The sequence below is a fragment of the Dyella ginsengisoli LA-4 genome, from assembly GCF_000334915.1.
Classification (GTDB): Bacteria; Pseudomonadota; Gammaproteobacteria; order Xanthomonadales; family Rhodanobacteraceae; genus Dyella_A; species Dyella_A ginsengisoli_A.
Genome location: NZ_AMSF01000072.1, coordinates 1 through 20,965, shown reverse-complemented (window position 1 = coordinate 20,965; position 20,965 = coordinate 1). Strand labels below are relative to the sequence as shown.

Sequence of the window (20,965 nt, the reverse complement as noted above, 5' to 3'; positions counted from 1 at the left end):
CGCCGCCGATGGGAGCGCGCCAGCCGGCTCAGTGGCTCTTGATCGGGTAGGTCTGGAACCCGGCGGCGGGGACCGTCTGCGGGGCCGAGGCTGCGCTGGCCGGCGTATTGCCGGCGGGCGCGCCTGCGCTGCCGCAGCGGTACGCGCCCCACGGCTGCGAACCATCCGCGGGCTCGGCCAGCGGCTTGATCGTGTCGGCATTCATCTTGGCCGCCTCGTTGCGCGCCATCACCTCGAGCTCGTCGCGCACCTTGATGTCGTTGCGGTCGATCGGACCGACGTGATCCATCACCGACACGGTGACCTTGCCCAGGTCCTGGCATTGCGAGACATCGCCGTTCCATGCCGTGCGCACGGCCTTGCCGGCGTCGTCGAGGTTGATGCCCCAGGTGCACGCGCTGAGCAGCACGACAGGGACGAGCAGCAGGGTCTTGCGCATGGAGGGCTCCGCGATGGATGTCGAAAGGGCCGGGCAGTTGCCTGCCCGGCCCCAGATCGTACCGCGGGAATGCCACCGCATTCCCCAACCGTGGCTTACTTGCCGCCGGCGACCGGCTTGCCGTCGGCGTCCAGCACCTGCATCGCGCCCAGATCGAGCTTCTCCAGCGGCGCGCGGATCTTCGACAGATCGCCGACGATCACCCAGGTCAGCTGGCCCGGATGGATGACCTCCCTGGCCGCATCGTTCACCTCGGCATCGGTCTGCGCCTGGATGCGCGACTTCAGCGTCTGCACGTAGTCGTCCGGACGGTGGTACAGGGCGATGTTCTGCAGCGCCCCCATCACCGCGGCCGTGGTCTGGTAGCTGCCCGGCAGCGAGCGCACGTCACCCACCTTGATCTTGTCGATCTCGGCGGCGGTCAGCGGCTTGTCGCCAACCACGCCGTGCGCCTCCTTCAGGATCTCGGCCACCGAATCGGCGGTCTTGTCGGTCTGCACCGGGGCATACATCAGGAACGGGCGCTGGCCCTTGGCTTCGCGCAGGAAACTGAAGGCGCCGTAGGCCCAGTGCTTGTCCTCACGCAGGTTCATGTTCAGACGCGAGGTGAAGGTGCCGCCGAACGCGCTGCTCATGGTTTCGATCGGCAGGTTGTTCGGTGCCTCGGTGGACGGCGCCAGCTCGCCGGCGAGGATCAGGCTCTGCTGCGCCCCCGGGCGGTCGACCAGGAACACGCGCGGATGCGCCGGTGGCGCCACCTTGCCGAGATAGCGCGGCGGCACCTTGCCGCTGGCGCTCCAGTCGCCGAACACCGCGTCGAGCTGCGGGACGATCTTGTCCAGCGTGGTGTCGCCGGCCACCAGGATGGTGACGTTGTCCGGGCGGATGTAATCGGCCATGAAGGCACGCATGTCGGCGGTGGTCAGCGACCTGATCGACGCCTCGGTGCCCGAGCCGGTGAACGGAATCGCGTACGGATGGCCCTCGCCGTACAGCAGCGGCGGCAACGTGCGCAGCGCGATACCGACCGGCTGGCTCTTCTCCTGCGCGATGCCGGCCAGCCACTGGCCGCGCACGCGCGCCACGTCGGTGTCGCGGAACGCCGGGTGGCGCACGATGTCGGCGAACAGGTCGAGCGAGGGCTTGAGCTGGTCGTCCAGCGCGTTGAGCGAGGCGGTGCAGGCGTCGAGGCTGCAGCCGGTGTTGATCATCGCGCCCAGGCGCTGCTTGCGCTTGGCGATCTCGACCGAATCCAGCGACCGGGTGCCCTCGTCCAGCATGCCCATGGTGAAGCTGGAGGTGCCGAGCTTGCGCCCGTGATCGGCGGCGTAACCGCCGGCGAACTGCAGGGCGATCTGCACCGCCGGCACCGCATGGCGCTCGGCCAGCACCACCTGGATGCCGTTGGCCAGCTTGCCGCGCTGCAGGGCCGGGAAGGTCAGGTCGGGGAAACGCTCGACCTGCGGCACGCCCTTGGCGCGATCCACATCGCTCTTGACCACGTGGTAGTCGCCCTTCGGGCTCAGCTTCGGCGCCGGTGCACCGGGTGCGGCGGGGCGGCCGGCGACGGTGGCCATGTCGGCGGCATCGACCTTGCCTGGCACCACCGTAAGCGTGTAATCGCCGTGGCTGATCCACCGGTCCGCCGCGGCCTTCACGCTGGCCGGGGTCGCTGCCATCAGCGTCTTGAAATCCTTCTGGTACTGCCCCGGGTCGCCCGAATAGAGCTGCCCCTGGGCCAGGATCGTGGCCTGCGTGTTCACCCGCTCCAGCCCACGCACGAAGGAGGCGCGCACCTCGGTCTTCACCCGGGCCAGTTCGTCGGCGGTGGGGCCATTGGCCAGGAACTTGCCCCACTCGTCGGCGATCGCCGCTTCCACGCGCGCCGGATCGACGCCCTTCTTCACGTCCACCTGCAACTGGAACATGCTCGCCAGCACGTGCTGGTCGATGTCCACCGACACGCTGTCGGCCAGCTTGTCGCGATAGACCAGGCGCTGGTACAGCCGCGAGGTCTTGCTGCCGCCGAGCACCGATGCGGCCAGCTGCAGCTGGTTGAGTTCGTCGCTGGTGCGCGAGGGCACGTTCCACTCGCGGTAGATGCGCGTCTGCGCCACGTTGTCGGTCATCGTGCCGCGGGTCGAGTGCTGGCGCGGCGCGACCCAGACCTGCGGCCGTGGCACCTGCGGGCCCGGAGCGATGTCGCCGAAATACTTCAGCGCCTTTTCCTTCGCCTGCGCCGCGGTGATGTCGCCGGACAGCACCAGCACGGTGTTGGCCGCGCCGTAGTAGCCGCGGAACCACTGCTTCACGTCGTCCAGCGAGGCGGCGTTGAGGTCGGCCATGGAGCCGATGGTGTCGTGGTGGTACGGGTGGTTGGCAGGAAACGCCTCGGCCTGGATCAGCTCGCCGACGCGACCGTAGGGCTGGTTCTCGCCCTGGCGCTTCTCGTTCTGCACCACGCCGCGCTGCTCGTCGAGCTGCGGCTGGCCGATCGCGCCGAGCAGGTGGCCCATGCGGTCGGACTCCATCCACAGCGCCATGTCCAGGGCCGTGGTCGGCACCGTCTCGAAATAGTTGGTGCGGTCCAGCCAGGTGGTGCCGTTCATGTCGGTGGCACCGGCCAGCTCGAACGGCTTGAAGTACTCGTCCTTGTGGTTCTCCGAGCCCTGGAACATCAGGTGCTCGAACAGATGGGCGAAGCCGGTCTTGCCCTTCGGCTCGTAGGACGAGCCGACGTGGTACCAGATGCTCACCGCCACCACCGGCGCCTTGTGGTCTTCGTGGACCACCACGGTCAGGCCATTGGGCAGGGTGAAGCGCTGGTAGGCGAGCTGCGGAATCTGCTCCGCGGAAGCGGCCGCGACGGGCACGCCGTCGGCGGCGGCACGCAGCGGAACGGCGCCGGTGCCCAGGCTCAGCAATCCGGCAATCAACAGGGCAAGAGGTGTCTTCGTCACGTTTTCGGCTCCTTGGCGCGGGCGACCGATCGAAGGTAATTGCGACGAATCGGGGTCGCAAATGACGAATGGCAGGGGCGGCGTCCGTGTCCGCCATGTTGTCCGCTGGCGGACGGGTCGTGTCCGCGGACAGCCAAAGCCCCTCGGTGCAACCGTGACAAATGTCAACGTATCAATGGGTTATCTGCGACTGCCGGGATGGCACGCCCCTTGCCACAGTAGGGGCACGGACATTCAAACCCCTGTCACGCAAGGAGACACCCCATGAAACTCGAATCGCTTCTGCTCCGCGGCCTGTTCGTTGCCTGCCTCACCGTCTGCGGCCTGATCGTCGGCGCCATGCTGCTCAAGACCCCCGCGGCCGTCCGACTGGCCAACGATGCAGCCGCCACCCCGACCGTGGGCACCGCGCTGATCGTGCCGGCCAGCCAGTGCGCCCTGCCGCCGGATGGCGTGGTCTGCCCGCGTCAGACCAGCTGATCGTTCCGCGGGGACGACCCCGCGGACGGTTTTGCCGGCGATAATCGTCGGATGCTGCACGTCATCCTGTTCCGCCCCGAAATTCCGCCCAACACCGGCAACGTGATCCGCCTGTGCGCCAATACCGGCGCCGCGCTGCACCTGGTGCGCCCGCTCGGCTTCGAGCTCGACGACACCCGCCTGCGCCGCGCCGGTCTGGACTATCACGAGTACGCCAGCGTGGCGGTGCATGACCACCTCGACGCCTGCCTCGACGCCATCGGCCGGCCCCGCGTGTTCGCCTTTTCCACGCGTGGCCGGGTCGCCCACGTGGAGGCCCGCTTCGAACGCGGCGACGCCCTCCTGTTCGGCTGCGAGACCGCCGGCCTGCCGGATGCGGTGCTCGACGCGATTCCCGCGCCGCAGCGGCTGCGGCTGCCGATGCGTCCGGACAGCCGCAGTCTCAACCTTTCCAACAGCGTGGCGGTGGCGGTGTTCGAGGCCTGGCGGCAGTTCGGCTTCGAGGGTGCCGCGGTGCTGCCGTAGATCCGCGGCCCGCATGGGGCCGCGTCGCATGCGGCCTCAGCGCGGCAGGCCTCGCCCGAAATCCACACTCCAGGGGTAGGAGCCCGCTCGCGGGCGATGCTTTTCGTTCCGGATGTGGATTCAAGGCCGGGAGCATCGCCCGCGAGCGGGCTCCTGCCGATCCGGCGGCGGAAGCTTTGTCGCGCGTGGCTGCCGGGGCTCGGGTCGCGACCGCTACAATCGCCGGATGACTGCCTCCACTCCCAATGCCTGGCTGCCGCAGCCGCTGCGCAAGCTCGCCGGACGCGCGCTGGAAACCGCGCTCAACCACACGCTTTCGCTCGATCCCGACACGCAGCAGAAGCTCGCTGCGCTCGATGGCCGCAGCGTGCAGCTGCATCTGCGAGGCCCGGAAGTCGCACTGGCGGTGACCGTCGAGCAGGGCCAGCTGCGCGTGGGTCCACCGGCGGACGACAGCCAGCTGCGCGTGGCCGCGACGCCCGGCAGCCTGCTCGGCATGCTGCTGCGCCGCGGCGACGACGGCGTGGCACCGGGCAAGGTGGAGATCGCCGGCGATGCCGACCTGGCCCGACGACTGGAGAAACTGGCCAGCACGTTCGCGCCGGATTTCGAGGAAGCCTTCGCACGCACCTTCGGCGACGTGCTCGGCGTGCCGATCGCGCGGGCCGTACGCCAGGGCCTGGTGCACGCGAAGGAGACCGCCAGCCACCTCACGGAGGACGGCGCCGACTGGGTCCGCGACGAGGCGAATCTGGTGATGGGGCCGGGCGAAGTCGACCGCTTCCTCGATGGCGTCGACACGCTGCGCGAGCGCACCGAGCGACTGGAATCGCGGCTGGCCCGCCTGCAGCAGCGCCTGGGGCGTGGCGCATGAGGTCGCTGACCGTGGTTCCGCGCCTCATGCGGGTCGCTTCCGTGCTGCTCGCCTGGCGCCTGGACGAGATCGTCGAGACCGCCCATCTGTTCCGTCCGCTCAAGCTGGTGCGACCGCTGTTCGGCAAGCCGCGCCCGGATGTCGCCTCGCTCTCGCGCGGCGAACGCCTGCGCGGTGCGCTGACCGAACTGGGGCCGATCTTCGTCAAGGCCGGGCAGGTGCTGTCCACCCGGCGCGATCTGGTGCCTGCCGACATCGCCGACGAGCTGGCCCTGCTGCAGGACCAGGTGCCGCCGTTCCCCGGCAGCGAGGCACGCGCGATCATCGAGCGCGAGCTCAAGCAACCGGTCACCGCGCTGTTCGCCCGTTTCGAAGAGACCGCGCTCGCCTCCGCATCGATCGCCCAGGTGCATGCCGCGACGCTGCACGACGGCCGCGAGGTGGTGTTGAAGGTGCTCCGGCCGGGCATCGAGCAGCGCATCGCCAACGACGTCGCCCTGCTTCGCTCGCTGGGCGAACTGGCCGACCGCTGGCACCCGGCCGCCGACAAGATCCGTCCGCTGGAAGTGGTGGCCGAAGTCGAGAAGATGCTGGAGAACGAACTGGACCTGCAGCGCGAAGGCGCCAGCGCCAGCCTGCTCAAGCGCAATTTCGACAGCGGCGTGGATCTCTACGTGCCGGCGGTGGAGTGGGACTTCACCACCGAACGCGTGCTCACGCTGGAGCGCGTGTACGGGGTGAGCTGCGACGACGTGGACGCGATCGACGCGGCCGGCATCGACCGTCGGGCGCTCGCCGCCAAGGGCGTGCGGGTGTTCTACGAGCAGGTATTCCGCGACAACTTCTTCCACGCCGACGCGCATCCCGGCAACGTCTGGGTAGACCTGTCGCGCAAGGACGAGCCGCGCTTCATCGCGCTGGACTTCGGCATCATGGGCTCGCTGCCCGAGGCCGACCAGTACTGGCTGGCGCAGAACTTCATCGCGTTGTTCGAGCGCGACTACCAGCGCATCGCCCAGCTGCACGTCGACGCCGGCTGGATGCCCGCCTCGGTACGCGTGGACGAGCTGACCGCAGCGGTGCGCACGGTGTGCGAGCCGTACTTCACCCGGCCGCTGTCGCAGATCTCGCTGGCGGAGCTGGTGGTCAAGCTGTTCCGCACCGCGCAGAAGTTCCAGCTGACCCTGCAGCCGCAATTGATCCTGCTGCAGAAGACCCTGCTCAACATCGAGGGCGTCGGTCGCCGGCTCGACCCGGACATCGACATCTGGGCGGTGGCGCACCCGGTGCTCGAACGCATCCTGCGCGAACGCTACAGCGTGCGCCGCACCCTGCGCGACGTGCGCAAGCGGCTGCCGGAGTGGATCCACGCCGGCCCGCAATTCCCCGAGCTGATCCGCGATGCGCTGAGCCAGGTGGCGCGCGGAGAGCGGCGCGAGACCACCGACCCGGCCGCACTGGCGCTCCGGGTCGAGCTGGCCCGACGGCAACGGCGCGCATTGGTCGCCAGCCTGCTCGGCGGCGCCCTGCTTGGATGCGCCACCTTGCTGTGGCTGTCGCGACCGCTGTTCGGGCCGGTGTGGCCGGCGGCGCTCGCCCTCGCCGGCGGGATCGCCGCCTTCGCCTACGGCGCGCGGCGCTGAGCTCTACGCGAGCGTCCGGTTGCGGACGCTCCGCCGGATCACCGCATGCTTGAACTGCTCTACCAGGACGACGCCCTCATCGCGGTGAACAAGCCCGCGGGCCTGGCCGTGCACCGCTCGAAGATGGTCGGCAACGCCGAGACCTTCCTGATCGACGAGCTGCGCACGCAGGTCGGCGACACCGTCTACCTGGCGCACCGGCTGGACCGCGCGACCAGCGGGGTACTGCTGGTCGCTCGCTCCAGCGAGGTGGCGGCCGCGCTCGGCGAGCAGTTCATGGGCCGCGACGTGCACAAGGACTACCTGGCCGTGGTCCGCGGCTGGCCCGAGCCCACCGAGGGGCTGGTCGACTACCCGCTGCCCGGTTCGCGCGAGACCGGTCCGCGCCGCGAGGCGCGCACCCGCTACCGGCGACTGGCCACGGTCGAGGTGCCGATCCCGCTGGGCCGCTATCCGCAGCAGCGCTACGCACTGGTCGCCTGCGCACCGGAAACTGGCCGCTTCCGCCAGATCCGCAAGCACATGGCGCACATCCATCACCCGATCATCGGCGACTGCCAGCACGGGCGCAGCGACCACAATCGCCTCTACAAGCAGTACTTCGGCTGCCATCGCATGCTGCTGCACGCGCGTCGCATCACCCTGCGGCACCCGATCAGCGGCGCGCCGCTGGCGATCGAGGCGCCGCTGGATGCCGCCTTCACCGGCTTGATGGAGCGTTTCGACTGGTCGATCGCGGACGCCTGAGCAACGCGCCGGCGCACGACCGATCATGCGGCGGCGCGGCTACGCCCACGCGCTCCGGTCGCCTACACTGCGCGCCATGTTGAGCATCAGCCGAACCCTCGCCCTGCCCGAGTCGGAACTCGTCGAGCGCTTCCTGCGCGCCGACGGCCCCGGCGGACAGCACGTCAACCGCACCGAGAGCGCGGTGGAACTACGCTTCGACGTCGTCCGCTCGCCGTCGCTGCCTGAGGCGGTGCGCGAGCGCCTGCTCGCCCGTCGCGACCGCCGTCTCACCGATGAAGGCGTGCTGGTGCTGCAGGGCCGCCGCTTCCGCGACCAGGGCCGCAACCGCGACGACGTGCGCGAGCGGCTGGCCGAGATCATCCGCGGCTGCCTGGCCGCACCGAAGAAGCGGGTGGCGACCAAGCCCTCGCGCGCTTCCAAGGAACGGCGGCTGGCCGGCAAGGCGCAGCGCAGCCGGATCAAGCAGGCTCGTGGCCGTCCCGGGAGTCTCGAGTGAACCGGGTCGTCCCGCCGCTGCCGCCCCACGTCCCGCGCATCCGCAACCGCTTCTGGCCCTGGCTCTGCCGCGGCCTGCTGCGCCTCTCCGGCTGGCGCCTGCGCGGCGAATTTCCGGACGTGCCCAAGGCGATCGTGATCGGCGCACCGCACTCGACCAACTGGGACGGCGTGTGGGGCCTGCTGATGAAGGTCGGGCTGGGTATCGACATCTCGATCATGATCAAGCGCGAGATGCTGGACAGCCCGCTGGGCATCATCCTGCGCCCGCTCGGCCTGATCCCGATCGACCGCGGTTCGGCGACCGACGTGGTCGGCCAGATGGCGCAGCGCTTCGCCCGGCTCGAGCGCATGTGGCTGGGTATCACCCCCGAGGGCACGCGCAAGAAGGTCGCGCAGTGGAAGAGCGGCTTCCTGCGCATCGCCCGCGCGGCCGAGGTGCCGATCCTGCCGGTATTCATCGATTATCCCAGTCGCACATTCACCCTGGGCGCGCCGGTGACATTGGGTGCGGATGAGCGCGACGAGGACGCCATGATCCGCATCCGCGCCTTGTTCAAGGGCTATCGCGGCAAGCACCACGACGTCGACTGATGCCGGCGACGGCGTTGCTCAGCGCTCGGAATGTCCCGACTCGTCGTAGTCGCGGTAGGTCAGCAGGCCGGGGCGGATCAGGTCGATGAAGGCGCGTGCCTCGGCGCCGAGGAACTTGCCCTTGCGCATCACCACGCCATAGGCGCGCTGCGGGAAGAACTGCTTCATGTTGCGCACCGCCAGCCGCTGGCGGTCCGCCTCGGTGATGCAGATGCCGGTGACGATGGAGATGCCCAGGCCCATGGCGACGTATTCCTTGATCACGTCCCAGCCGCCCACCTCGATCGCCACGTGATAGGGCACCTGCCGCTGCTGGAACACCAGGTCGACCAGCCGGTAGGTGGAAAGACGCTGCGGCGGCAGGATCAGGCCGTAGGGCGACAGGTCCTCCACGGTGACCTCCGCCTTGGACGCCAGCGGGTGGTCCGGCGGCGTGATCAGCATCGGGTCGTAGTGGTAGACCGGCGCCCAGGCGATGTCGTTGGGCACGTCGAGCATCGAGCCGACGGCGAAATCGGCCTTGTCCTCGCGCAGCATCGCCATGCCGTCCTTGCCGGTGACGTTGGCCAGCTGCAACTGCACGGCGGGAAACCGCTCGCGGTAGCGGCGCACCAGGTCGGGCAACAGGTACTGGATGGTCGAGGTGCCGGCAGCGATCACCAGCTTGCCGGCCTGCAGGCCCTTCACCTTGGCCTGGAAATCGCGGTCCAGGTTTTCCCAGCCCTCGACCAGCGGCCGGGCCAGTTCGTACAGCGCCTCGCCGGCATCGGTGAGATTGATGCGACGTCGGCTGCGCTCCATCAGGGTCATCCCCAACTCGCGCTCCAGTGCCTGCAGCTGCAGGCTGACCGAGGGTTGGGACAGGTAGAGCGCCTCGGCAGCGCGGGTCAGGGTACCCAGCTTCACCGTCGCCACGAAGGCGCGCAACTGCTTGTGGCGGTTGCCCTTGTAGTAGAAGCGACCGGCCACGTCGGCGTCACCGGTCAAACGCCCGGAGCGGTTTTTTGCGCTTGCAGCACGCTTTTTGACCGTCGGCGAGGCCGAATCGGGTGATTTTCTTCTCATGGAATCAGTAATTTGCATATGTCATCAATTTTGTCAAAGACAAAAATTGAAACATTTGCTTTGTCAAAGCTAGACACCGAGGCCTAGTTTGGCGCCCCACCCAAGGCGGAGCGCAATCCCATGGCCGTACCCCAGGAACGCCTGCAGCCGATCCAGGCGCAGATCCACGCCGACACCACCGGTTACGAGGACATCCTCACCCCGGACGCGCTGGCCTTCCTCGCCCGGCTGCACCACGCCGCCGAGCCGCGCCTTCAGCAGCTGCTGAAGGCCCGGCATGAGCGCCAGAGCCGCTATGACGCCGGTTGCCTGCCGAACTTCCGCAGCGACACCCGCGCCCTGCGCGAGGGTGACTGGCGCGTGGCGCCGATCCCGGCCGCGCTGCAGGACCGCCGCGTGGAGATCACCGGCCCGGTCGAGCGCAAGATGATCATCAACGCGCTGAATTCGGGCGCGAAGGTGTTCATGGCCGACTTCGAGGATTCCTCGGCGCCGAGCTTCCGCAACCAGCTCGATGGCCAGATCAACCTGCGCGACGCGGTCGCCGGCACCATCGAATACACCTCACCCGAGGGCAAGCGCTACCGGCTGGCCGAGCAGACCGCGGTGCTGGTGGTCCGGCCGCGCGGCTGGCACCTGCCCGAGCGCCACGTCACGGTCGACGGCCAGGTGATGGCCGGCGCCCTGGTCGACTTCGGCCTGTTCGCCTACCACAACGCCCATGTGCTGCACGCCATGCAGCGCGGCCCGTACTTCTACCTGCCCAAGCTCGAGGCCATGGAAGAGGCGGCACTGTGGGATGAGGTGATGGCGCTGGCCGAGGCCGAACTGGACCTGCCGGGCGGCTGCATGAAGGCCACCGTGCTGATCGAGACGCTGCCGGCGGTGTTCCAGATGCACGAGATCCTGCACGCGCTGCGCCATCGCGCGGTCGGCCTGAACTGCGGCCGCTGGGATTACATCTTCTCCTACCTGAAGACCCTGCGCGGCCATCGCGATCGCCTGCTGCCCGAGCGCGGCCAGGTGCAGATGACCGTGCCGTTCCTGAAGGCCTACTCCGAGCTGCTGATCCAGACCTGCCATCGCCGCGGGGCGTTCGCAATGGGCGGCATGGCCGCCCAGATCCCGATCAAGGGCGACGAGACGGCGAACGAGGCGGCGATGGCCAAGGTGCGCGCCGACAAACTGCGCGAGGTGGCCGCAGGCCACGACGGCACCTGGGTTGCGCACCCGGCACTGGTGCCGGTGGCGAAGGCGATCTTCGACGAGCACATGCCCACGCCGAACCAGCTCGACCGGATGCGCGAGGACGTCTGCGTGAGTCGGGACCAGTTGCTCGCGCCCTGCGCCGGCTCGATCAGCCGCGAGGGTTTCGACAACAACGTCGAGGTGGCCCTGCGCTATACCGCGGCCTGGCTCGATGGCCTGGGCTGCGTGCCGATCCACCACCTGATGGAAGACGCCGCCACTGCCGAGATCGCCCGCGCCCAGCTGTGGCAGTGGCTGCACCACGGCGGCGTCGAGTTCACCGACCATGCGCCGATCGATTTCGCCCTTTTCGACCAGGTGCTGGCCAAGCACACGCACCGGCTGCGCGAAAGCACGCATCCGGGCGCCGACAAGGCCGATGCCGCCGCCGACCTGCTGTCGGCACTGACCCACGACGACCAGCTCGCCGACTTCCTGACCCTGCCCGCGTACGAACAGCTCTGATCGACGCACCAACGCACGTACCTGCTACCCGGAGTCCATCATGAAGAACACCCTGCCCGCCGCCGATCAGATCAAGCTCGACTGGAGCAACAACCCGCGCTGGAGCGGCATCCGGCGCAACTACAGCGCCGAAGACGTGGCGCGCCTGCGCGGCACCGTTGGCGTCGAGCACACGCTGGCCCGGCGCGGCGCCGAGCGCCTGTGGAAATCCCTGCACACCGACGACTTCGTCAACGCGCTGGGCGCGCTCACCGGCAACCAGGCGATGCAGCAGGTCAAGGCCGGCCTGAAGGCGATCTACCTGTCCGGCTGGCAGGTCGCCGCGGATGCCAACCTGGCCGGCGAGATGTACCCGGACCAGTCGCTGTACCCGGCCAACTCGGTGCCGCAGGTGGTCAAGCGCATCAACAACACCCTCCTGCGCGCCGACCAGTTGCACCACGCCGAAGGCAACGACGACACCGACTGGATGGTGCCGATCGTGGCCGACGCCGAGGCCGGCTTCGGCGGCGTGCTCAACGCCTTCGAGCTGATGAAGGCGATGATCGAGGCCGGCGCCGCCGGCGTGCACTTCGAAGACCAGCTCGCCTCGGTGAAGAAGTGCGGCCACATGGGCGGCAAGGTGCTGGTGCCGACCCGGGAGGCGGTCGACAAGCTCAATGCCGCGCGGCTGGCCGCCGACGTGATGGGCGTGCCTACGCTGATCGTCGCGCGAACCGACGCCGACGCGGCCGACCTGCTGACCTCGGACATCGACCCGAACGACCAGCCGTTCGTCACCGGCGAGCGCACCGTCGAAGGCTTCTTCCGGGTCAAGCCGGGCCTGGACCAGGCGATCAGCCGCGGGCTCGCCTACGCGCCCTACGCCGACCTGATCTGGTGCGAGACCAGCAAGCCGAACCTGGAGGATGCGCGCAGGTTCGCCGAGGCGATCCACGCCAAGTTCCCGGGCAAGCTGCTGGCCTACAACTGCTCGCCGAGCTTCAACTGGAAGAAGAACCTGGACGACGCCACCATCGCGAAGTTCCAGAAGGAGCTCGGCGCGATGGGCTACAAGTTCCAGTTCATCACGCTGGCCGGCTTCCACAGTCTCAACTACGGCATGTTCGACCTGGCCCACGGCTATGCCCGCCGCCAGATGAGCGCCTTCGTCGAACTGCAGGAGCGCGAGTTCGCCGCTGCCGATCGCGGCTTCACCGCGGTCAAGCACCAGCGCGAGGTCGGTACCGGGTACTTCGACCAGGTGACCCAGGCGATCCAGCAGGGCCAGTCCTCGACCACCGCGCTGACCGGCTCGACCGAGGAGGCGCAGTTCACCCACGCCGCAGCATAGAAGCGAGGAGTGGGCGGAGAGGAGTGAGGAGTGAGAGAGGAGCATCGGCGTCGGCGACTCGCTCAACGCTCCTCGCTTCCCGGCGCCGAGGCGCGTGCAGGCGGGACGCGGGTGCGGTCAGGATGCATCACGCGACACGCCCTTCTCTCACTTCTCACTCCCAGTCACTTACTCCTCACTCCTCACTCCTCGCCCCCGGCACCAGGGCAATCACCGTCCAGCCCGGCCGGGGCTCCAGCTGGCGCTTGGTCGAGACCACCCGCAACGCCCCCTTCTCCTCGATGCCGAACAGCAGGATGGACGCCGACCCGTACTGCTCGATGAAGTGGGGCCAGTCGAAGGTGGCGGTGAGCCGGGTCGACTTGACCCGCCAGCCCTGTGCCAGCAGCCCGGCGAAGCGGCCGTGGGTCATGGCCTCCTCGAACAGCGGCGGCGCCAGCAGGCTGTCGGCCAGCGCAGCACGATCGGTAGTCTCTTCCGGGCCGAGATTGCGCAGCCGGTAGACCCGATCGCGGCCGAATTCCTCGCGGTAATGCAGGCAGGCCAGCGAGTTGCGCTCGCGGTGGGTGGACATCGCCAGCAGCCGGCCGATGCCGGTGAGGTCGAGGTGGCGGTCGGCGTGGGATGAGGCCGGATTGCCGAAGAACGTGGTCAGGCCGTCCATCCTGGCGCGACGGATACCCTCCCAGTCGTCGTCGGCCAGCACGACGCGGATCCCTCCATCGTGCAAGGCCTTGGCCACCGCACGCGGCACTTCGTCGGCGCCGAACACCAGCACGCCACGCGGCTCGGGCTCAGCCACGCCGAGCCAGCGCGCCAGCGGCCGCGCCGTCGCGCCCTGGAACACCACGGTACCGATGATCAGGATGAAAACCAGCGGCACCAACGCATCCGCTCCGCGCATGCCCAGCGCATCCAGCCGCAGGGCGAACAGCGCCGAGACCGCCGCCGCAACGATGCCGCGCGGCGCGACCCAGGCGATCAGCGCACGCTCCCGCCAGGCCAGCGAACTCCCGGCAGTCGCGATCAGCACGGACAGCGGACGGATCAGCACCTGCGACACCAGCAGGATGCCGATACCCGCCATCAGCGTGCCGGACGGCAATGGCCACGGCAGGCGAGCAGCCAGCAGGATGAACAGGCTGGACACCAGCAACGTGGTCAGGTGTTCCTTGAAGTCGAGGATGTCGTCGACGTGCAGATTACGCATGTTGCCCAGCGCGACCCCCATGATGGTGACCGCCAGCAGGCCCGACTCATGCGCAAGGGCGTTGGACAGGCTGAAAGTCAGCAGCACGGCTGCCAGCGTGCCGAAGTTCTGCAGGTATTCGGGGATCATCTGGCGGCGCAGGAGCTGGCCCAGCACAAGCGCCGCCACCGCACCGGCGACCACGCCGCTGCCGATGGTGCCGAGGAACACACCGATGGTGTGGCCCTGCTCGCGCGAGACGATCGCCTCGTAGATCAGCACCGCGAACAGCGCACCCAGCGGATCGATCACGATGCCCTCCCAGCGCAGCGTGCTGGCGATGCGGGCATTGGGGCGCAGCGTGCGCAGCATCGGCGCGATCACCGTCGGTCCGGTCACGCAGGTCAATGCGCCAAACAGCAGGGCGATATCCCAACTCAACCCTGCCAGCAGATGCGCCGCCGCCGCCAGCATCAGCAGGGCGGCGATGGCCCCGTAGCTGACCAGTCCACGCACCGCGCCACCGATCCCGCGCAACTCGGCGAAGCGCAGGCTCAGGCTGCCCTCGAACAGGATCAGCGCGACTGCGAGTGACACGACCGGAAACAGCAGGGGGCCGAGCAGGCGGTCCGGATGCACCAGCTGCAACACCGGGCCGAACACGATGCCGGCCAGCAGCAGGAACACGATGGCGGGCAGTCGAACCCTCCAGGCGAGCCACTGGGCCACGAAGCCAACCGCGAGCAGGGCGGTCAGCAGGAGGCCGGGTTCCATCGTCATGCTTGCTTCCTGTGCGCGTCCGGCGCCCTATCGGAGCACGGCACTCCGCGCGGCGTCCAGCGCGGAAACAGGAAGGAGAAAAAGAAAGGCCCCGGCATCGGGGGGAGGGGGGGGGACCGATGCCGGGGCGCGGGGGTCGGGACATTTGCGTACCGACGGGTGCAGATAATAGACCGGCCCGGCGGGAAGTCAATACTCCCGAGTTCAATAACTGAAAACCGACCCTAGAAACGCCGGTATTGCAGGGCTTCGGCCAGATGGGCCCGGTCCAGCAGCCCGGCACCGCCATCGAGGTCCGCGATGGTGCGTGCCACCCGCAGGGTGCGGTGATAGGCCCGGGCCGAGAGCCCCAGGCGCTCCAGCGCCGACTCGAACCAACGCCGCTCGGCCGACCCGAGCGCGCAATCGCGCTCGAGCTCACGGGTGCTGATATCGGCATTGGGTCGTCCGGCCCGCTGAAGGGCATGATCGCGGGCGCGAATCACCCGCTGGCGGACGGTCGCCGAGTCCTCGTCGTGTTCGCCCGGCGGTGCACCCAATTCGGCCAGCGGCACACGCGGAACCTCCACGCTGAGATCGATGCGGTCCAGCAGCGGCCCGGAGATTTTCCCGCGGTAGCGCTGGATCTGGTCCGGCGTGCAGTGGCAGCGTTGGCGCGGATCGCCCGCATACCCGCACGGGCAGGGGTTCATCGCCGCGACGAGCTGGAACTGGGCCGGAAAACTCGATTGCCGGGCGGCGCGGGAAATCATGATCTGGCCCGATTCGAGCGGCTCACGCAGGACATCGAGTACGTGCCGGTTGAATTCCGGCAACTCGTCAAGGAACAGGACCCCATGATGGGCCAGCGAAATCTCTCCCGGTCGCGGGTAAGAGCCGCCGCCGACCAGCGCCACCGCCGAGGCCGTGTGGTGCGGCGCGCGGAACGGACGCCGTCGCCACTTCGACGGATCCACCGGCTGGCCGGTCACCGACAGCACGGCGCAGGTTTCCAGTGCCTCGACCTCGGTCAGCGGCGGCAGGATGCCCGGCAACCGCTCGGCCAGCATGGTCTTGCCGGTCCCGGGCGGCCCCACCAGCAGCAGGTGGTGACCGCCGACAGCGGCGATCTCCAGGGCCCGGCGCGCCTGCAATTGGCCGCGTACGTCACTCATGTCCGGGCCGCGGCCGGGCTGGCCGGCATCCCCGGCCATCTCCGCCTGCGGCGGAGCAAGCGACGAGGCATCATGCAGCCAGCCACAGACCTCGGCCAGACTGTCGGCCACCAGCACATCGACATCCGGCACAAGCGCCGCTTCGGCGGCGTTGGCCCTGGGCACCACCATGCGCCGCCCGCGAGCGCGGGCCCGAAGCAGCGCGGGCACCACGCCAGACACCCCGCGGATCGCCCCGGAAAGCGCCAGCTCCCCGAGGAATTCGCAGTCATCCAGCTTGTCGCGCGGCACCTGCCCGCCGGCGGCGAGAATGCCAAGCGCGATCGCCAGGTCGAAACGGCCCCCATCCTTGGGCAACTCGGCGGGCGCCAGATTGACCGTGACCTTGCGGTCCGGATAGTTGAAGGCGGTGTTCTGGATGGCCACCCGCACACGGTCCCGCGCCTCCCGCACGGCTGCCTCGGGGAGGCCGACGATATTGGTGCCCGGCAGGCCGCCGGAGAGATGCACCTCGACCATCACCTGCGGCGCAGCCACCCCTTCCTGGGCACGGCTGAGGGTGACGGCCAGGCTCATGGGCACGCGCAGGAAGAGGAAGGGACGACGCCAAAAGCGCGCATGCAAACCACTCCGACCTTTGGGGCGTAAATAACCGCCCCCGACCGTTCTCGGGGTGAGGGTGACAGGTCGGGGGCGGCTCCCGGGAGACTTTCCTGCTTCAGGAACCGCGCGAAGCGGCTATCGTCTCCAGATCGGCGACGCGCCTCTCCAGCTCTTCAACCTTGGCACGGGTACGTGCCAGCAGCTGACTCTGGACATCGAACTCTTCGCGGGTGACCAGATCAAGGCGGCGCAATCCGTGCGCCAGGACATCGCCGAAGTTGGTTCGCAGATCCTGATGCGCTTGCGCCAATCCTGGCGGTACCAACGAAACAAGTCGCAGGGCAAGTTGATCAATGTCCTGCCTGTCCATCATGGATGGCGCCTCGAACTCGTCGAAATGAAGTCTATGTAAACGTGCTTTGGGGCTGCCATCGGTGGGCTCCGTCGGAGTTTGTAGGCATTTTCCTACACAGGCCGGTCGAGGGCGACACCGTGCCACGGAGAGCGCAAAATGCGGGGCCGCGCGGCGAGGTCGCCTGCGCCTTCAGATCCAGGAGCATCCATGAAGCTGGTTTCGGCAGTCATCAAGCCCTTCAAGCTCGACGATGTGCGCGAGGCACTCGCCGACGTAGGTGTCCAGGGCATCACGGTGACCGAGGTGAAGGGGTTCGGTCGCCAGAAGGGCCACACCGAGCTCTACCGGGGGGCCGAGTACGTGGTCGACTTCCTGCCCAAGATCAAGCTTGAGGTGGCGGTCGCCGACGAGCAGCTCGAGCGCGTGGTCGAGGCGATCCAGAACGCAGCGCGCACCGGCAAGATCGGCGACGGCAAGATCTTCGTCAGCCCGCTGGACCAGGTGATCCGCATCCGTACCGGCGAACTGGACAACGACGCGCTGTAGGCACCTGCTACGGGGTTCGAGCGGCCGTCTGGGCCTGTTCGAAGCGACGGTGGTGCACCAGCAGGCCGCTGAAGTAGGTGATGTAGTAGCCGATCAGCAGACCGAACACCAGCAGGGTCAACGGACTGTTGCCGATCGGCGGCGGCGCCCCGGCACCTGCCTGCAGATGCTCCATCTGCGGCATCACCACCAGAAAGCGCCAAGCCAGCCGGGCAACCAGCAGCGCGGTGAGCAGGCCACCGATCCAGGGATTGGGAATGTAGCCGTCGCTACCGTCGGGACTGCGCTCGAAACGAGTCAGGCGAAGCCCGAACATGCCCAGCATGGCGCCCAGCACCGCACCTCCGGCCAGACCCTCCAGCAGCCGCGGGTTGAGCAGTCCGCCGAGCGCCGCCAGCACCCCGATCACCGCAAACACGGCAATACGCGCAATCATCCGTCCTCGCCGGATCGGCTGACGTCCGAACTGACTGCGAACGCGGCGCCAGACGGCAAAACCCAGCACGGGGACCATGATGGCAACGGGAGCGAGATTCGGCGTCATGTCGGGCATCCGTGTCGATAACGGGGCAAGACTAGCGAACGGCATCCACCTTGGCGACGTGCGGCTGACAGCCATCGCGGGTGACAGCCGTCACCCCGGCAGCAAGCCTTACTTCGCCTTGCCCTGGTTCGCCACCGCGGCCATCTTGGCGGCGATCGCCTCGGCGTCACCCAGGTATTCGTGGCGGATCGGCCGCAGTTCGGCGTCGAACTCGTAGACCAGCGGAATGCCGTTGGGGATGTTGACCTCGACGATCTCCTCGTCGGAGATGTTGTCGAGGTACTTCACCAGAGCACGCATGGAGTTGCCGTGCGCCACCACCACGACGCGCTGGCCGCTGCGGATCGCCGGCGCCAGCACCTCGTGCCAGTACGGCAGCACGCGGGCGACGGTGTCCTTCAGGCACTCGGTATCGGGGATCAGTTCGGGGTCGAGCCCGGCATAGCGGGGATCGGAGAGCGCCTCGTTGTCCGCGCGCTCAAGCGGCGGCGGCGGCGTGTCGTAGCTGCGGCGCCAGATCTTCACCTGGTCCTCGCCGTACTTCGCGGCGGTCTCGGCCTTGTTCAGGCCGGTCAGCGCGCCGTAGTGGCGCTCGTTGAGGCGCCAGTCGGTGACCACCGGAATCCACATCTGGTCCAGCGACTCCTGCACGCCCCACAGGGTGCGCACGGCGCGCTTGAGCACCGAGGTGTGCGCCACGTCGAAGCGGTAGCCGGCTTCTTTCAGCAGTGCGCCGGCCTCGCGCGCCTCGGCCACGCCCTGGGCGGTCAGATCGACGTCGGCCCAGCCGCTGAAACGGTTGTCGAGGTTCCACTGGGACTGGCCGTGACGGATCAGGACGAGCTTGTGCATGGTCGGTTGGCGGTCGGCATGAAAGCCGAAATGGTGAAGCGCCCGGCCGCACCCGTCAAATCCGCCCCGTGCCGAAGGTCACGTAAACCGACCGGGCAGCGCGTGCATCAGAAACGGGGATCGACCCACGGCAGCGCACGCCACCCGCCGCCTGCCCTTCCCGCCAAGGAGAATCCCATGCGCCGCACTGCACTCGCCCTCGCTCTCGCCCTCGTCGTGCCGCTGGCCGCGAGCGCCCAGGACAGCATCGACAAGGTCAATGGCAGCGTCCACGTGGAGGCCGGCCAGCAGGTCGGTGACGCCAGCACCGTCAACGGTTCGGTGCACATCGAGGATGGCGCCACCGTGCGCAAGGCCAGCACGGTCAACGGCTCGGTGGAGCTTGGCGACAAGGCGCAGGCCAGCGAGGTGGGCACGGTCAACGGTGCCGTCACGCTCGGCGCAGGCGCCCGTGTCAGCGGCAAGATCGAGGCGGTCAACGGCGCCATCCGGCTGGCCAAGGACGCCGACGTCGGCGGCCGCGTGTCCAACGTCAACGGAGCGATCTCGCTTGACGACGCCCATGTCGGTGGTGGCCTGGGCACGGTCAGCGGCGACATCACCGTCGGTGCCGATTCGCGCGTCGAGGGCGGCATCCTTGTCGACAAGCCCGGCGGCTGGTTCCACTGGGGCAATCGCCGCCCGCCCCACGTCGTGATCGGCCCGCACGCGGTGGTGCAGGGCACCCTGGAATTCCGCCGCGACGTCGTGCTGCAGGTCAGCGACAGCGCGCAGATCGGCCCGGTGAAGGGTGCCACGCCGGTGAAGTTCAGCGGCGATACGCCCTGAAAGGCGAGGAGTGAGCGAGGAGGAGTGAGGAGCAAGAGAGCGCGGCGATATGCCGAGCTTGGGCCTGCTCTCACTTCTCACTTCTCGCATCTGACTTTCACAGCCAGTCGCGCGGCTTCAGGTAGTCCGCCAGCCGCGCCTCGGCGCTGCCCGCATCGGGCTGGTAGGCGTATTCGAAGCGGACCTGTGGCGGCAGGCTCATCAGGATCGATTCGGTGCGCCCGCCCGACTGCAACCCGAACAGGGTGCCGCGGTCGTAGACGAGGTTGAACTCCACGTAACGCCCGCGCCGGTACAGCTGGAACTGCCGCTCGCGCTCGCCGTAGGGCGTGTCGCGGCGCCGCGCCACGATCGGCAGGTAGGCGTCGAGGAAGCCCTGGCCGACCGCCCGGGTGAAATCGAGGCAGCGCTCGAAGCCGCCCTCGTTGAGGTCGTCGTAGAACAATCCGCCGACGCCGCGCGTCTCGCCGCGGTGCCTGAGGAAGAAGTACTCGTCGCACCAGCGCTTGTAGCGGGGATAGACGTCCTCGCCGAACGGTTCGCACAGGTCGCGCGCCACCGTGTGCCAGTGCACCACGTCCTCGTCGAACGGGTAGAACGGGGTCAGGTCGAAGCCGCCGCCGAACCACCACACCGGCTCCACGCCCGGCTTGCTGGCCTCGAAGTAGCGCACGTTGGCGTGGGTGGTCGGCACATACGGATTCTTCGGGTGCAGCACCAGCGAGACGCCGGTGGCGACGAAGCTGCCGCCGGCCAGCTCCGGCCGGTGCGCGGTGGCGCTGGGCGGCAGACGGTCGCCATGCACGCGGGAGAAGTTCACCCCGGCCTGCTCGAACACCGCGCCGTCGCGCAGCACGCGGGTGCGCCCGCCGCCGCCGCCCTCGCGGGTCCAGGCGTCCTCGACGAAGCGTGCGTCGCCGTCGGCGGCCTCCACCGCTGAGCAGATGCGGTCCTGCAGTTCGCGCAGGAAAGCCTCGGCGCGTTCGGCCTGTTCGCTCATCACTGGGTCACCTTTGCCGGCAAAGCACCGAAGCTTAGCAAGCCTGCCCGGGTCAACCGATGCGTGCGGCCATCCGCCCGTGTCCCACCAAACCGGCCCAGCGCATGCCCAGATCGATCCACATCAGGTAGGCCGACTCCAGCACCAGCAGGCGCAGCAGCCGGGGCGTGAGTCGCAGCCGGGGCTCGGCCGCCAGTGGCTGGCCATCGAAGCCGAGCCGGCGCGCCCGCCACCGGCAACGCG

General features: G+C 68.6%; 20 protein-coding genes and 1 pseudogene. 11 read left to right on the top strand and 10 right to left on the bottom strand.

All coding sequences use genetic code 11. The annotated features are described in order from the left end of the window. Positions 1 to 28 precede the first annotated feature (28 nt). A complete protein-coding gene (locus C693_RS0116210) occupies positions 29 to 439 on the bottom strand; it encodes a DUF4156 domain-containing protein (protein ID WP_017463329.1) in 411 nt (136 codons plus the stop codon). Between the two features lie 95 nt (positions 440 to 534). Next, positions 535 to 3,399, bottom strand: coding sequence for a M16 family metallopeptidase (locus tag C693_RS0116205; protein ID WP_026107477.1), 2,865 nt, complete (start codon positions 3,397 to 3,399; stop codon positions 535 to 537). Between the two features lie 264 nt (positions 3,400 to 3,663). Here C693_RS0116205 and C693_RS0116200 point away from each other — a divergent pair, with 264 nt between their 5' ends. The 7 genes from C693_RS0116200 to C693_RS0116170 all read left to right on the top strand — a co-directional run bounded on the left by C693_RS0116200 (position 3,664) and on the right by C693_RS0116170 (position 8,760). Beyond that, the gene (locus C693_RS0116200) at positions 3,664 to 3,879 is read left to right on the top strand and encodes a hypothetical protein (RefSeq protein ID WP_017463327.1); all 216 of its coding nucleotides are present in this window, start codon (positions 3,664 to 3,666) and stop codon (positions 3,877 to 3,879) included. Positions 3,880 to 3,930: 51 nt separating this feature from the next. Further along, positions 3,931 to 4,404 (top strand): tRNA (cytidine(34)-2'-O)-methyltransferase, encoded by a 474-nt coding sequence (locus C693_RS0116195; protein ID WP_017463326.1) that lies wholly within the window; start codon positions 3,931 to 3,933, stop codon positions 4,402 to 4,404. Positions 4,405 to 4,630: 226 nt separating this feature from the next. Continuing rightward, entirely contained in the window at positions 4,631 to 5,278 is a 648-nt protein-coding gene (locus C693_RS0116190; protein WP_017463325.1) for a ubiquinone biosynthesis accessory factor UbiJ, read from the top strand. 5 nt (positions 5,279 to 5,283) lie between these two features. Next, complete coding sequence (ubiB, locus tag C693_RS0116185) at positions 5,284 to 6,921, top strand: ubiquinone biosynthesis regulatory protein kinase UbiB (protein WP_430536811.1); 1,638 nt, start codon at positions 5,284 to 5,286, stop codon at positions 6,919 to 6,921. Positions 6,922 to 6,966: 45 nt separating this feature from the next. After that, the gene (locus C693_RS0116180) at positions 6,967 to 7,668 is read left to right on the top strand and encodes a pseudouridine synthase (protein ID WP_017463323.1); all 702 of its coding nucleotides are present in this window, start codon (positions 6,967 to 6,969) and stop codon (positions 7,666 to 7,668) included. Positions 7,669 to 7,744: 76 nt separating this feature from the next. Continuing rightward, the gene (gene arfB / locus C693_RS0116175) at positions 7,745 to 8,167 is read left to right on the top strand and encodes an alternative ribosome rescue aminoacyl-tRNA hydrolase ArfB (RefSeq protein WP_026107476.1); all 423 of its coding nucleotides are present in this window, start codon (positions 7,745 to 7,747) and stop codon (positions 8,165 to 8,167) included. Next, on the top strand, positions 8,164 to 8,760 hold the full coding sequence (locus C693_RS0116170; protein ID WP_017463321.1) for a 1-acyl-sn-glycerol-3-phosphate acyltransferase: 597 nt from the start codon (positions 8,164 to 8,166) through the stop codon (positions 8,758 to 8,760). The genes arfB and C693_RS0116170 overlap by 4 nt, the downstream gene beginning before the upstream one ends. 18 nt (positions 8,761 to 8,778) lie before the next feature. Here the strand turns inward: C693_RS0116170 and C693_RS0116165 are convergent, their stop codons facing one another. Next, positions 8,779 to 9,747 (bottom strand): LysR substrate-binding domain-containing protein, encoded by a 969-nt coding sequence (locus tag C693_RS0116165; RefSeq protein ID WP_017463320.1) that lies wholly within the window; start codon positions 9,745 to 9,747, stop codon positions 8,779 to 8,781. A gap of 198 nt (positions 9,748 to 9,945) precedes the next feature. Between C693_RS0116165 and aceB the strand changes: the two genes are divergently transcribed. Together aceB and aceA are read left to right on the top strand one after the other, a co-directional pair. Beyond that, positions 9,946 to 11,538 carry a malate synthase A gene (gene aceB, locus C693_RS0116160; protein WP_017463319.1) on the top strand — a complete coding sequence of 531 codons (1,593 nt, stop codon included), beginning with the start codon at positions 9,946 to 9,948 and terminating at the stop codon, positions 11,536 to 11,538. A 40-nt stretch (positions 11,539 to 11,578) separates the two neighbouring features. Next, entirely contained in the window at positions 11,579 to 12,871 is a 1,293-nt protein-coding gene (gene aceA / locus C693_RS0116155; RefSeq protein WP_017463318.1) for an isocitrate lyase, read from the top strand. Between the two features lie 175 nt (positions 12,872 to 13,046). Here aceA and C693_RS0116150 read toward each other — a convergent pair whose 3' ends face one another. From C693_RS0116150 to C693_RS23135, 3 genes are all read right to left on the bottom strand, one after another. Further along, entirely contained in the window at positions 13,047 to 14,840 is a 1,794-nt protein-coding gene (locus C693_RS0116150; protein WP_017463317.1) for a cation:proton antiporter, read from the bottom strand. A gap of 224 nt (positions 14,841 to 15,064) precedes the next feature. Next, positions 15,065 to 16,570 (bottom strand): YifB family Mg chelatase-like AAA ATPase, encoded by a 1,506-nt coding sequence (locus tag C693_RS0116145; protein WP_017463316.1) that lies wholly within the window; start codon positions 16,568 to 16,570, stop codon positions 15,065 to 15,067. Positions 16,571 to 16,712: 142 nt separating this feature from the next. Then, entirely contained in the window at positions 16,713 to 16,970 is a 258-nt protein-coding gene (locus C693_RS23135; protein ID WP_083868337.1) for an accessory factor UbiK family protein, read from the bottom strand. Positions 16,971 to 17,159: 189 nt separating this feature from the next. Between C693_RS23135 and glnK the strand changes: the two genes are divergently transcribed. Then, on the top strand, positions 17,160 to 17,498 hold the full coding sequence (gene glnK, locus C693_RS0116135) for a P-II family nitrogen regulator (protein ID WP_017463314.1): 339 nt from the start codon (positions 17,160 to 17,162) through the stop codon (positions 17,496 to 17,498). A gap of 7 nt (positions 17,499 to 17,505) precedes the next feature. Here the strand turns inward: glnK and C693_RS0116130 are convergent, their stop codons facing one another. Both C693_RS0116130 and gpmA read right to left on the bottom strand, forming a co-directional pair. Then, positions 17,506 to 17,934, bottom strand: coding sequence for a DUF1453 domain-containing protein (locus C693_RS0116130; protein WP_241762688.1), 429 nt, complete (start codon positions 17,932 to 17,934; stop codon positions 17,506 to 17,508). 216 nt (positions 17,935 to 18,150) lie between these two features. Next, positions 18,151 to 18,894 (bottom strand): 2,3-diphosphoglycerate-dependent phosphoglycerate mutase, encoded by a 744-nt coding sequence (gene gpmA, locus C693_RS0116125; protein WP_017463312.1) that lies wholly within the window; start codon positions 18,892 to 18,894, stop codon positions 18,151 to 18,153. A gap of 177 nt (positions 18,895 to 19,071) precedes the next feature. Here gpmA and C693_RS0116120 point away from each other — a divergent pair, with 177 nt between their 5' ends. Beyond that, the gene (locus tag C693_RS0116120; protein WP_017463311.1) at positions 19,072 to 19,722 is read left to right on the top strand and encodes a hypothetical protein; all 651 of its coding nucleotides are present in this window, start codon (positions 19,072 to 19,074) and stop codon (positions 19,720 to 19,722) included. Positions 19,723 to 19,819: 97 nt separating this feature from the next. Here the strand turns inward: C693_RS0116120 and hemF are convergent, their stop codons facing one another. After that, positions 19,820 to 20,722, bottom strand: a complete 903-nt coding sequence (gene hemF / locus C693_RS0116115) for an oxygen-dependent coproporphyrinogen oxidase (RefSeq protein WP_017463310.1) — start codon at positions 20,720 to 20,722, stop codon at positions 19,820 to 19,822. 52 nt (positions 20,723 to 20,774) lie between these two features. Continuing rightward, positions 20,775 to 20,965 (bottom strand): annotated as a pseudogene (locus tag C693_RS21980) (YdcF family protein); the annotation flags it as partial.